At 61.3% G+C, this 11,400-nt stretch carries 13 protein-coding genes; 3 read left to right on the top strand and 10 right to left on the bottom strand.

What is annotated here, in order from left to right; translation table 11 throughout:
- Both ACKVY0_RS12325 and ACKVY0_RS12320 read right to left on the bottom strand, forming a co-directional pair.
- The gene (locus ACKVY0_RS12325) at positions 1 to 1,386 is read right to left on the bottom strand and encodes a hypothetical protein (protein WP_409215119.1); all 1,386 of its coding nucleotides are present in this window, start codon (positions 1,384 to 1,386) and stop codon (positions 1 to 3) included.
- A 14-nt stretch (positions 1,387 to 1,400) separates the two neighbouring features.
- Positions 1,401 to 2,819 carry a Gfo/Idh/MocA family protein gene (locus tag ACKVY0_RS12320; RefSeq protein ID WP_409215118.1) on the bottom strand — a complete coding sequence of 473 codons (1,419 nt, stop codon included), beginning with the start codon at positions 2,817 to 2,819 and terminating at the stop codon, positions 1,401 to 1,403.
- 198 nt (positions 2,820 to 3,017) lie between these two features.
- Between ACKVY0_RS12320 and dnaG the strand changes: the two genes are divergently transcribed.
- Both dnaG and rpoD read left to right on the top strand, forming a co-directional pair.
- Entirely contained in the window at positions 3,018 to 4,868 is a 1,851-nt protein-coding gene (dnaG, locus tag ACKVY0_RS12315; RefSeq protein WP_409215117.1) for a DNA primase, read from the top strand.
- Between the two features lie 29 nt (positions 4,869 to 4,897).
- A complete protein-coding gene (rpoD, locus tag ACKVY0_RS12310; protein WP_409215116.1) occupies positions 4,898 to 6,757 on the top strand; it encodes an RNA polymerase sigma factor RpoD in 1,860 nt (619 codons plus the stop codon).
- Here the strand turns inward: rpoD and ACKVY0_RS12305 are convergent, their stop codons facing one another.
- The 7 genes from ACKVY0_RS12305 to ACKVY0_RS12275 form a co-directional block, all read right to left on the bottom strand.
- A complete protein-coding gene (locus ACKVY0_RS12305; RefSeq protein ID WP_409215115.1) occupies positions 6,758 to 7,096 on the bottom strand; it encodes a gamma-glutamylcyclotransferase in 339 nt (112 codons plus the stop codon).
- The gene (locus ACKVY0_RS12300; protein ID WP_409215114.1) at positions 7,093 to 7,779 is read right to left on the bottom strand and encodes a biotin/lipoate A/B protein ligase family protein; all 687 of its coding nucleotides are present in this window, start codon (positions 7,777 to 7,779) and stop codon (positions 7,093 to 7,095) included. The genes ACKVY0_RS12305 and ACKVY0_RS12300 overlap by 4 nt, the downstream gene beginning before the upstream one ends.
- Before the next feature lie 95 nt (positions 7,780 to 7,874).
- Positions 7,875 to 8,045 carry a hypothetical protein gene (locus ACKVY0_RS12295; protein ID WP_409215113.1) on the bottom strand — a complete coding sequence of 57 codons (171 nt, stop codon included), beginning with the start codon at positions 8,043 to 8,045 and terminating at the stop codon, positions 7,875 to 7,877.
- A gap of 4 nt (positions 8,046 to 8,049) precedes the next feature.
- On the bottom strand, positions 8,050 to 8,259 hold the full coding sequence (locus ACKVY0_RS12290) for a dodecin (protein ID WP_409215112.1): 210 nt from the start codon (positions 8,257 to 8,259) through the stop codon (positions 8,050 to 8,052).
- A gap of 16 nt (positions 8,260 to 8,275) precedes the next feature.
- Positions 8,276 to 8,689 carry an Ohr family peroxiredoxin gene (locus tag ACKVY0_RS12285; RefSeq protein WP_409215111.1) on the bottom strand — a complete coding sequence of 138 codons (414 nt, stop codon included), beginning with the start codon at positions 8,687 to 8,689 and terminating at the stop codon, positions 8,276 to 8,278.
- Between the two features lie 203 nt (positions 8,690 to 8,892).
- The gene (locus tag ACKVY0_RS12280) at positions 8,893 to 9,093 is read right to left on the bottom strand and encodes a CsbD family protein (RefSeq protein WP_409215110.1); all 201 of its coding nucleotides are present in this window, start codon (positions 9,091 to 9,093) and stop codon (positions 8,893 to 8,895) included.
- Between the two features lie 485 nt (positions 9,094 to 9,578).
- Positions 9,579 to 10,052, bottom strand: a complete 474-nt coding sequence (locus ACKVY0_RS12275) for a hypothetical protein (RefSeq protein WP_409215109.1) — start codon at positions 10,050 to 10,052, stop codon at positions 9,579 to 9,581.
- A gap of 337 nt (positions 10,053 to 10,389) precedes the next feature.
- Between ACKVY0_RS12275 and ACKVY0_RS12270 the strand changes: the two genes are divergently transcribed.
- Positions 10,390 to 10,512: a hypothetical protein gene (locus ACKVY0_RS12270; RefSeq protein WP_409215108.1), complete on the top strand. Its 123-nt coding sequence runs from the start codon at positions 10,390 to 10,392 to the stop codon at positions 10,510 to 10,512.
- A 364-nt stretch (positions 10,513 to 10,876) separates the two neighbouring features.
- On the opposite strand, the gene ACKVY0_RS12265 is transcribed toward ACKVY0_RS12270, so the two are convergent.
- Positions 10,877 to 11,053: a hypothetical protein gene (locus ACKVY0_RS12265; protein WP_409215107.1), complete on the bottom strand. Its 177-nt coding sequence runs from the start codon at positions 11,051 to 11,053 to the stop codon at positions 10,877 to 10,879.
- Between the last annotated feature and the right edge of the window lie 347 nt (positions 11,054 to 11,400).

Genomic DNA, 11,400 nt, shown 5'->3' with positions numbered 1-11,400 from the left:
CTACAAACGCCGCACTTCCTGCACTTCGAGGCCGGTGAGCTTCCACTCGCCCTTCGCTGGCGTGATGGTGATGCGGGCGTTGTAGATGTTCACGCGCGGATGGCTGTGGCCCCAGTGGCCGACGATGCCGCGGGCCATCCAGTTGCAATCGGCGATGAAACCCTCGCCGTTGGGATTGGCGCTGACTTTGTCCACCGTGGCGGAAAATTCAGCGATGGTGACACGGGTGCCTTCACGGCCATCGAGCGTGAGCGCCTGGATGGTTTCGAGGTAAAGTTTGCGCAGCAGTTCGCCATCGACGCTGCGGGCGAGCACGTCATAGACGTCGGATTCGACATGGTGATCGAAGGCACGGTACACATTGCGCAGCAGCGGGGAGACGATTTTTTGCGCCTCATCGACCTGCGAGACTTTCGGGCTGCTGGAGCCGGTTTGATATGGCATCACCAAGAGCTGGCTCATAAGCACGGCCCCCAGCAGCCAGACGGCAATAAACGGCAGGCTGCCACCGGGCAGCCGATGGTCTTTGATCTTGAGATAAGCATAAAAAACAATGCCGAAGAGAAGCCAGAGGATGCCGCCGATTGGCACGCGTGTAGGTGCTGGAACCTCGAACTGCGGCACCGCCGCCAGTGGTGAAGGACGCGGCAGACGGCCCTGATTGCGCCAGCGATAGATTTTGACGGTGGAATGAATCTCACCCACTTCGCTCAACGGTCCAAAGAACGCACGCACCGGCAGTTTCGTGGTGCCTTTAATCCAGCCTTTCCAGGTGACGTTCAGCTCATCCGGACCGGGTGGTGTGGCGAATTCCCAGATGAATCCCAGCATGGCCTGGTTCAACGCGACCTCTTCATCTTCCTTGAGCGGCAGCGTGTTGCCCGGCAGCCCCTTGATCACGTTAACCAGCGGCTGCGGCACGGGCAGCGTTTCATCCGCAGTGCTGAGAGCACACCATTCGGCGGCACGCGACACCGCCTTTTCACACAACTGCTGCTGCTGCTCCGGCGTGAGCGATTTCGGCACGGCTTCGTCGGGCGAGAGCCATGCCAGCATGGTGGCGGCATCGAACAGCACTTCAAAGCGCGTCTGATAGGGCTCCACGTAGAGATAAGCCTGCACTATCGGGCCCGTGATGACGAGTGAGTCATTCGTGGGGAGCGGCGGTGGTGCCGACGACGGCTTGGTGACAGGTGCCTCTGGCTTCGTCTCGACACGCGGCCCCGCAGGCAGATTCAGCGAAGGAGGCGCAAGGGAAGGCAGCCGCTCCAGCGGTTTTTGCGGCCCGATCTTGATCGTTTCCGGTGCCTGCGCCCATGCGATGCATTGCCAGCAGGTCGCCGTGACGGCGATCATGCAGGCGAGAAGCGAACGACGGTGTGACATACGAGACGAGACGATCAAAGTGCCCACGGCTTGCGCCATTCTTTGCTGAGCAGCTTCGATGCCGCAGCGTTGTCGGCAATCGTCTCGCTCTTCGGGTCCCATTTCAGCGCAGCACTGCCGCTGCGGATGGCGATGTTCGCCAGATGCGCGATGCTGATGCTGCGGTGGCTGATCTCGATCGGCGTGGCGGTCGGTTTGCCATCGTAGATGCAGGAGAGGAAGTTGTCCGTGTGGTCCTTGCTCTCATAGAGATGAACTTCGCCTTCGTGGGCCTTGTCACGCAGGATGTCAGGGTTGCTGGCCTGGATCTTGCCACGGTTGACGTAGATCCACTTGCCATCCTCGCCTTCAAAGAAGACGCCGACGTGATCGAACGGCTTCTTCGTGTCCGCCTGCAACGCTGCGACTTCCGGCATCAGCGCATGTTCGGCGCTGGCCACGTGCATGACGACGCCGCTTTCATACACGCACTCGAAGGTGAACTCGCTGGCGGTGTTGTAGAGCGCCTTGGCGTCCATCTTGCCGCTGATGTTGTTGATTTCGACGGGGCCGGTCAAATCGGCGCCCATGCCCCACTGCGCGATGTCGATGTGATGCGCGCCGAAGTCGGTGATCATGCCACCGGAAAAGTTGAAATTGTGCCGCCAGTTCAGCGGCAGCAGCGCGGGGCGATAGTCCATCTGCTCCGCTGGGCCGAGCCACATCTCATAATCGAAGTCAGGCGGCAGCGGCGCGGGATTGATCTGGTCGGCCATGCCGTTCCAGTTCTTGTGGCCGCCGGGGAGACCCACCCGCACCTTCTTGAGCTTGCCGATGCGGCCGTTGCGCACCTGCTCGCAGGCAAGGCGGAAATAGACATCGCTGCGCTGCTGGCTGCCGGTCTGCCAGGTGACGCCAGCCTTCGCCACCTCATCGCTCATGCGGCGGCCTTCGGCGATGTTCAACGCGAGCGGCTTCTGGCCGTAGATGTGCTTGCCCTTGCGAGCGGCGTAAATGGCCATGTAGGCGTGCCAGTGATCCGGCGTGGAGACCTGCACAGCGTCGAGATCCTCCTTCTCCATCATCTCGCGGAAGTCGGCGTATGCGGTGCAAACTTTCGTCGGCTTATGCTCCGCTTTCGAGTAGGCCTCGTCGATGATCTTGCGCCCGGCCTCACGTCCACCGGCTTCCTTGCCGTCGTAGCCGTAGTGGTTGTATTCCTTCATCGGATCGGCCACAGCGATGACCTGGCACTTCGGATTGCTCAAAAAGGAAGGTGTCCAGTCACCCGCGATGGTGCCCCAGCCGATGGCGCCGACCGTGATGCGCTCCGACGGTGCCGGACGGCCACCTTTGCCGAGCGCGGTGGCCGGAATGATCGTGGGAAAGCCCAGCGCGGCAGCACTGGTGGTCAGGAAGCGACGACGTGAGAAGGTGTGCTGGGCGGTTGGCATGGTGTGCGTGTTATAAGCGGAGTTGGAGTGTGGAGCAAGTGTGGTGTGCCGGTGGATCAGTGGGGCAGTGGGACAGTAGATCGGTGCATCGCACTTTGGCTTAGCGCTAACCTACCGTGTTACCGGCTTACTGACGCACTGACGCACTGTCCCACCGCAATGGTTGACCAACCACAGCCGCTCCGCACACTCGTACGCATGTCGCGCATCCCAGAGGAAACCATCCAGCAGGTGATTGCCGCCACGGACATCGTGGCGCTGGTGGGGCGTGCCGTGAAGCTGCGCAAGGCGGGCACAAATTATGTGGGTCTCTGCCCGTTTCACACCGAGCGCTCGCCATCGTTCAACGTCAGTCCATCGCGCGGCACCTATCACTGCTTCGGCTGTGGTGCTGGTGGCACAGCGATCCGTTTTGTGATGGAGCATGACAGCCTTTCTTTCGTGGAAGCCGTGAAGCGTCTCGCGGACGCGGCAGGCATCCGCATCGTCGAAGAAGTTTGGGACGCGAATGCCGAAGCGGAAGCGAAACACCGTACGCTGCTGCTGCGGGCGAACCGTGAGGCGGCAGAGTGGTTTCACCAACTGCTGATGAAACATCAGTTGGCCGCACCGGCCCGTGGCTACCTCAAAGCACGCGGCATCAACGCGGAGATGGCCAAACGCTGGCAGATGGGGTACGCGCCGGAGAACCGGGCCTTTTACCGCGAATGGATGGCGCAGCAGCAGCTCTCCGAGCAGGCGATGATCGAGGCTGGCATTTTTGCGCTCAAGCAGGACGAGGACGGCCGTGGCGGCTGGAGCTACCCTCGCTGGAAACACCGCCTGATGTTTCCCATCCGCAATGACAACGGCGATGTGATCGCCTTCAGCGGCCGCTTGCTCGAAAAGAAGGAAAACACCGGCAAATATGTCAACTCACCCGAGACGCCGGTGTTCAGCAAAAGCCGTGTGCTCTTCGGCTTCGACAAATCGAAGCGCTTCATCGCCAAAGCGGACCAGGCGATCATCTGCGAGGGCCAGATCGACATGATCATGGTGTTCGAGGCCGGGCTGCAAAACGTCGTCGCGGGACAAGGCACCGCCTTCACCGAGCATCACGCGAAAATGCTCAAGCGTGTCTGCAACGAGGTCATTCTTTGCTATGACAGTGACAACGCGGGCCGCGAGGCCACAGAGAAAGCCTTCCGCATTCTCTCACCGCAGGGGATCAACGTGCGCGTCGCGGCGCTGCCGCAGGGCGAAGACCCGGACTCGCTCATCCGCAAGGACGGCGCAGATGCGCTGCGCACCATCATCACGGATGCGCCGGAGTTCTTGGAGCATCAGATCCGCCACATGCGCGCCAGCGCGAAAGGCGACGGCATGGCCGAGCGCGTGCGCATGGCGGAGCAGGTGGCCAGCGCGATCAGCATCTTCAACGGCGTGGCCCAGCGCATCACCGCCGTGAACAAAGTCGCCAAGCTGCTCGAAATCTCCGAGGAGCAGCTCAACGCAATGGTCAAACGAGCTGGCAACGAGCAGAAAAGCGGCGCGCAGCAGCGCACACCGGATGCGGCGCTCAACGTCGCCGATGATGCCAAAAAACTGCTCGCCTCCCAGCACAAGACCGCCGTGCTGCTCTGCCAGATGGCCTTGGGTGATGCCGAAGTGCTGCACTGGCTGCGTGAAACCGGCTGCGAGGACATTTTGCGCGATGTGCCGGGCACGGAGCTGCTCACCCTCCTCGTACACAGCCGCTACAATCCGCTGGATGAATCCTCGCAGCCCGCCTTCATGGCCGGTCTGGACCGGCATCAAGAGGCGGCGTTCATGCAGTTGCAGGCACGTCCGCACCCACCGGGCGGACTCGAGGAGGCACGGCAGGCGCTCTACACTTTGGAGATTGTGCGACTGCGGAGCTTGATCACTCTGTCCAAAGCACGCCAGCGCCAGCCCGGTGTCACCATTGCGCAAATCGACGACCTACAGCAGCAGGTGGTCGGGTTAAGCGCTCTGCTCAAAGAATGCCTTGACCGTGCGAAAGGCTCCCCAGATAGTCGCGCTCCCTGACCGACGCTCCCGGAACCCCCGAGGCATGTATGGCCGTCTCCAAAAGTTCTCCTAACGGATCCCATTCCCCAGCCGCAGCCAGCAAAGCGAGTGACACCGCCGCCGCAGGCCATGCCGCCGTTCCTGCGAAACGTGGTCGCGGCAGGCCGCGCATTCATCCGCCCAAGGAACGGCCCGTCATCGCTGCCGGGGCCGATGGTCAGCCGCTCAAGCGCCGTCGCGGTCGGCCGCCGAAGAGCAGCTATAGCGGCAGCATCACACAATTTGCGAACACCACACACGACGACATCCACTCGCCGGACGTGCAGGCACGCCTGCGTAATCTCATCCGCACCGCCCGCGAGCACGACCATCTGACCTGGGATGACATCAATGAGGCCCTGCCTTCCGGCTTCGTCACGCCGGACCTGATGGACGCCCTCATCACGCGCCTGCGCGCGATGGAGATCAAGATCACCGACGATGTTGATGGCATGGCCGCACGCCACACCGCCGCCCGTGAGCGCATTTCCGCCGAACGCGACGCCGCCTCGGCCAAGCTGGATGTCTTTGACGATCCCGTGCGCATGTACCTGCGCCAGATGGGCCAGGTGCCGCTGCTCACCCGCGAGCAGGAAATCCACATCTCCAAGCGCATCGAAAAGGCCGACCTCAGCCTGCGCCAGTGCCTGCACACGATTGGTTTCATCGGCCAGGCCTACCTCCAGTTTGCCGAGGCATTAGGCAACGGCGTCGAACGTTTCGACCGCCTAGTGAGCGACCGCAAGGCCGACGAACGCGACGCCTACTTCAAAAAACTGAAGCCGCTGCTGCACCAAGCCCACGAGGCACATGAGCAGGCCACCCACACCTTTGCAGCCCTCATCAAAGCCGGTCCGCGCAAGCACAGCGCCTGCCTGGAGGACTTCGAGGCCGCCCGCACGACATTCTTCCGCCACTGCGAGAAGTTTTACTTCAAATCCAAGATCACTGAGGACTTCGTCACGCTGCTGCAGCAGCGGCTGACGGATCTGGGTGCCTTGGAGCGCAACATCAAGGAGCATCCGCGCAGCGAGGCCGCGAAAGAGGCCGTGAGCGCCTTCGAACTCGACAGTTGGATGACGGCGGCGGACTACCGCACCCTCATCACCGACACCCTCAAGCATGTCAGTGATTCCACCAAGGCGAAGACTGAGATGATCGAGGCGAACCTGCGTCTCGTCATTTCCATCGCCAAAAAATACACCAACCGCGGCCTGTCCTTCCTCGATCTCATTCAAGAAGGCAACATGGGCCTCATGCGCGCGGTGGAGAAGTTTGAGTACCAGCGCGGCTACAAGTTCAGCACCTATGCCACCTGGTGGATTCGTCAGGCCATCACCCGCAGCATCGCCGACCAGGCGCGCACCATCCGCATCCCGGTCCACATGATCGAGACGATCAACAAGCTCATGCGCGTGCATAAGCAACTGCTGCAAGAGCTTGGGCGCGATCCGACGCCGGAAGAAATCTCCGAGGAGATCCATCTCCCCGTCGAACGCGTGAACGCCGTGCTGCGTCTTTCCCAACAGCCTGTTTCAATGCAGGCCAAAGTCGGCGAAGGTGAAGGCGACACCGAGTTCGGTGATTTCATCGAGGACAAAGAGGCGAGCAACCCGATGGAGCTCACCGCCATGCACCTGCTGCGCGACAAGCTCAAAGACGTGCTCGACACGCTCAATCCACGCGAACGCGAAGTGCTAGAGCAGCGTTTTGGCCTCGGCGACGGCGCAGGTCGCACGCTCGAAGAAGTCGGCAAGCAGTTCAGCGTCACCCGCGAACGCATTCGCCAGATCGAGGCCAAGGCACTGCGCAAACTGCGTCATCCCACCCGCATTCGGAAGCTCGGCGGCTTCTTTGGCGCGGCCTGATCACCAGCACGCACCCGCATCGGGCCTGCCGCTCACATCGCGCAGGAACAGATAGCCTTCGACGCGATCGCCTTCGAGTTCGAGCAGCACGCGCTCGTATTCGCCGCCGTCGATGTCCTCCAGCACATCGAGGCGTGCCAGACCACCTGCATCGACCTCCCAAATCTCGCCTTCGACCGCCACGCCATGGTCATCGTGGATCATCCCAGGATAGCCTCCCATGTCGAACAGCCGATAAATCGGCTGCGTGCGCGCTTCAGCGATGAATTGCTGCCCGGCGAGCCAGTGGTGGTTCTCACGGCCACGTTTCAGCGTGCCATAGACAAAAATCCGCGTCATCCCAACTGATCCTCCCGTTCGTTGAGCCACGAACTCAGGCGGTAGCGCTTCGCGGTGAGTTCATCGGCACGTTCGATCATCGCAGCAGTCATCCCTGGCTTCACGAGTACGTTTTTTGCCAGTTGCGAAGCCCAACGTGTCCAGAAATCATCCTGCAGCAGCACCTGCTGCACGCTGCCTTGATGCAGCAGCCCCAGCTTGCCACGCCGCTGCCCTGCCCCGGCGATTTTCACTTTGCCGCGCACCACATCGTGCAACGCCGGTGCCATGAAACAAAACGGTGCCTCGATCAAATCCTCCGGCCCCGCAAGCCTGCTGCCATCTGCCAGCGCCGCCGCCAGGGACTCATGAATGAGCCGATAACTGTCCAGCGGGTTCGTTTGCGACCATGCATGACTCGCCGGCACGATCACCGAATAAGTAAAATCATTCTCATGCAGCACCACACCGCCGCCCGTCCAGCGCCGCACCACCGGCCAGCTAGGCAGAGCATCGGCGAGCTTGGCAAGATTCTGCGCATAGCCAATCGTCACCGTCGGCTCATTCCAGCGATACACCCGCAGCACCGGCACCTCGCTCTGCTCCAGCCACGCCTGATCCACCGCCATGTTCCAAGCACCATCATGCGGCGCGGGGTCGAGATGCAGAATGAGTTGATCAAAGAGAGGCGTAGCGGAATCCACCCGCGCATGATGGCGCAAGTTTCCACGCTTGCAGCCGGGATGTGCCACCGGTCGGGCATTTCCTGCGAGCGTGGCATCCGCTGGCGTGCAGCGCCCTACTTGGATTTGTCCCGTATCTTTTGATGCAGGGCCACGTGTTCCGGGCCGGCCGCCTTCTCCGCTCGATCTTGGAGCAGTTCGAGGTCCTTGGTTTTGGCGGGAAGTTGTTCAAACGTCTTCAGATCGGTGCCGAGATTCTTTTCGACTGCGGGTGGCTCTGGTTTCATGCCTTCAATCCTCCACCGCGAAACCAATTTTGAGGGTCACCTGCCAGTGCTGCACCTTCCCTTTGACGATGTTGCCGCGCGTCTCGATCACCTGGAACCAGCTCAGGTTCTTGACCGTTTTGTGCGCCCGTTTGATGGCCTTTTCAACGGCATCCTCAATGGACGTGGTCGAGGTGCCGGTGAGTTCGAGGAGTTTATAGACGTGGTCTTGCATGCGCGTTTTGTTACGGTTATACCACCACCAGGGTGACGGCGATGTCGCCACGCAGGGCTTTGGAATAGGGGCAGGTTTGGTGCGCTTCCTCCATGATGCGCTGAGATTGGGCATGGTCGATGCCGAGGAGCTGCGCCCGCAGCTCCACCGCGAGGCGATAGCCGCCTTCGTCATCCTCGATCAGGCTCACCTGCGCCCACACGGTGGAATCCGCGACCGGCGTGCCGAGTTTTTTAGCCGCGCCCCTCACCGCGCCGTGAAAGCAGGCGGAGTACGCCGCCGCAAACAACAGCTCGGGATTCGGCCCCAGTTTTTCCGCGCCTTGCTCCAGCGGATTGCCCAGCGTGATGTTGAGCAACTGGTCCGGCGACTCAATGGTTCCGGAACGTCCGCCTTTGGAAATCGCTTCGGCTGTAAACAATGTTTTCATGGTGTTTGGAATGGCTGGCCGGTGGCGGCCATGGTTCAACTTGCGCCGCAGAGCGCGGCTGCGCGATGGGGTGTTACCCCACCGCGCATTCGAGCCTGAGTTTGATCTCCTGGCCGTGGTAAACCTGGGTGACGGGCCTGCCCATGCTGCCGGGTTCATTGCCGCTGACGCGGCATGATCGGTGCGTTGTTTGAACTGCCCGCTTAATTGCAGCAGGATGAAGTTCCCTTGATGGCGTGTTCCACCGCTTCACGGGTCTCGCCGGTGCGCTTCTGGATGCGGCCCACCAGTTCGTCCTTCTTGCCTTCGATGTATTGCAGATCGTCGTCCGTGAGCGTGGCCCACTTCTGCTTCAGCTTGCCCTTGGTGATGTTCCAGTCGCCTTTGATTTCGAGTGTTGTCATGGTGGTGTTGGTTGGATGTGTTTGGTTCAGCGAACCAAGTTATTGCTGATTCGCATGCATCCACGTTGTGCCAGCAGGAGACGGATTACGATGGGGTGTAACCCCACTGCCGCAGCGCCACGTGCTCGCAAGACGACACGCAAAGCTCCGGTCGCCGCTAAAAGGTAAGGACTCGCGCCACCGCGCACGGCCCCCAGTTCGGGTGACCGGCTGCCTGCCCGTAACGCTTCGCGTAGCGATGCAGGCGGGCCAGCCGGTGGGTTCGGCGCAACTGGCAGGCTGCCTGTGTCACGCCCTCCCCCGCCCAACTTGAAACTTGGAACCTTGAACTGCAGCATTGATCCGAGCAACGGGTGCAGCGCGTGCTGGCCAGCGTGCCCGGCTTCCGTCTGGAGGAAGGGCAGCGCAGCTTCCCGCCAGACAGCGGTGTGGACGGAGCCTATGCGGCACGCATTGTCCGTGACTGATCAGACCATGACCTGCTCTCAAGGAGTCGGCGTCGGGGCTGGCGTGCCGGGCGTGCCGTACTCGTCCGAGGTGGGCACCTCGGAGCGGATCAGATCACCAATTTCGGTGCCTGCGACGAAGACCTTGGTGGCCTCCGCATACCAGTCCTGGCAGTCACGCTGCACGGTGGCTTGCCTCGCATTGAGCCGACCCGCGTCCCGCCGGTCGATGGTGGACTTGTCCGAGTGCGTTTCCTTCAGCTCGCGTAGCGAAGGCAGTGCCGTCACCGGCGGCGTGGCGGCCGGATCAGCGGCACGTCCGTAAAACAGCTCGCGAAAACCCTCATTCATCATGCCCGGCCCCGGTGCGAAGGCAGCGCCGCCGAACTCCAGTTTCCACGCCGAGAGGCAGGCCGTGCCTTCCTTCTCCCTGCCGTCGCGCGACTCCGCTCGCGCGCTCAGCTCATCCACCACATGCTGCGATTTAGGCTGGCGCTGAGCCCGCACGCGCATCACGCCCACCACGGCCAGGGTCAGCGCATGGATGGCCTCCAGCCGCGTGTCCAGGACCCCGCGCGCCGCCTCAAAATGACCCGACTCCCAAGTCCGGTCATTCGACCCAGAAGTTTCAGCCAGCTCCCCAGGAGGCCCCTAGGCAGGGGAAAGGGGGCTAAAATTACCATAAGGAGGTGTCACCGACGACATCCAGAGGCACTCCGACGGCATCTAGTGGCATGCCGACGGGTCCTAACGCCACCCTGACGGCTGCCAGAACCATTCCGACAACATCTAGAGCCGCCCCGACGGCATCTAGTGGTCCGCCGACGCCTTCCAGAGCTATGCCGACGGGTTGGAGAAGCGCGCCGACGAATCTAAACGCCGCCCCGACGCCATCGTCACTCGTTTTGACCCCGGCGGCATGCCGCTCCAGGCCGTCGGCACGTACTTTGATCGCGTCGGCACACTTCTCTAGGCCGTTGGCACAACGCTGGCTGGTGTTTGCGGCTGGAAACCGATGAGCTTTGGCGCTTCGGATGCCCAGCATCTGTCCGTTCATCTTTTGCCCACCCATTCTCTTGCCCTAAATCCGGGAATGACGGCCTACGGGACACGCGGAACACCCGGAAGATGAAGGGTTGAGTTGTTTCGCCGCCTGCTGCCTGAAGTCTGCTGCGTGGCAAATGCCCGCCCGTTTTTGACGCAAGGGGCGGAGAGGTGGAAGGGCAGAACCTCTGAGGCCTTGGATGACGAGGGCGCAAAAAGAAGGTGCTCACGCTTTTTGGGAAAGGCAAAAATTTGGAGATCACACACCGCGCCCGCTCTCGCTGACAGGTCGTTCAGCGTTTGCCGGGCATGTTCGCATCGGGCATCATCATCCGGTCTTTGGGACCGGTGGCCATGTTATGCGTGCCGCCGCCAGAACTGTGGTGGGAAGTCGCACAACTGGCGATGGTGAAGGAAACGAGGATGACGACGCTCAGCGCGGCCAGAATAGATTTGTGAGTGGCTTTCATAATGTTGTTTGTTGGGAACGAGTGTTAGCAGAGTCATTTCACATCGCGTAGCCGGGTGCGCTTTTCCTATGGGGTCTAACCCTACCGTAGTTTCAACCGGCTTGCTCAAGCCGTCCGGTTTTAGGCGAACCGGACGGCTTGAAGGATTCGAAGCCTAGTGGCTGGTGCAGTGCTTCATGGCACCACCGCAGGACTTGCAGACGTGCTCGGTGAAGGCACCGCCTTTGGACCAGGCGACGACCTTGTTCTCGCAATCCGGGCGGGTGCGTCGCCGGAATGATGTAGATTAGAGGGCTGTAGATTCTCAAAAATACCAGTGTACCCTATGGCTATTCTATGCCTTAGAG

Source organism: Prosthecobacter sp. (genome assembly GCF_046154365.1).
Lineage (GTDB): Bacteria > Verrucomicrobiota > Verrucomicrobiia > Verrucomicrobiales > Verrucomicrobiaceae > Prosthecobacter.
Note: the sequence above shows the minus strand (reverse complement) of the source record. Positions and strands in the feature narration are given on the sequence as shown.

Excerpts from the sequence above, each read along its gene's own strand:
- ACKVY0_RS12325 (WP_409215119.1), bottom strand. The coding sequence starts at position 1,386 with ATGTCACACCGTCGTTCGCTTCTCGCCTGCATGATCGCCGTCACGGCG.
- ACKVY0_RS12320 (WP_409215118.1), bottom strand. The coding sequence starts at position 2,819 with ATGCCAACCGCCCAGCACACCTTCTCACGTCGTCGCTTCCTGACCACC.
- dnaG (WP_409215117.1), top strand. The coding sequence starts at position 3,018 with ATGTCGCGCATCCCAGAGGAAACCATCCAGCAGGTGATTGCCGCCACG.
- rpoD (WP_409215116.1), top strand. The coding sequence starts at position 4,898 with ATGGCCGTCTCCAAAAGTTCTCCTAACGGATCCCATTCCCCAGCCGCA.
- ACKVY0_RS12305 (WP_409215115.1), bottom strand. The coding sequence starts at position 7,096 with ATGACGCGGATTTTTGTCTATGGCACGCTGAAACGTGGCCGTGAGAAC.
- ACKVY0_RS12295 (WP_409215113.1), bottom strand. The coding sequence starts at position 8,045 with ATGAAACCAGAGCCACCCGCAGTCGAAAAGAATCTCGGCACCGATCTG.
- ACKVY0_RS12290 (WP_409215112.1), bottom strand. The coding sequence starts at position 8,259 with ATGCAAGACCACGTCTATAAACTCCTCGAACTCACCGGCACCTCGACC.
- ACKVY0_RS12285 (WP_409215111.1), bottom strand. The coding sequence starts at position 8,689 with ATGAAAACATTGTTTACAGCCGAAGCGATTTCCAAAGGCGGACGTTCC.
- ACKVY0_RS12280 (WP_409215110.1), bottom strand. The coding sequence starts at position 9,093 with ATGACAACACTCGAAATCAAAGGCGACTGGAACATCACCAAGGGCAAG.
- ACKVY0_RS12275 (WP_409215109.1), bottom strand. The coding sequence starts at position 10,052 with ATGCGCGTGCGGGCTCAGCGCCAGCCTAAATCGCAGCATGTGGTGGAT.
- ACKVY0_RS12265 (WP_409215107.1), bottom strand. The coding sequence starts at position 11,053 with ATGAAAGCCACTCACAAATCTATTCTGGCCGCGCTGAGCGTCGTCATC.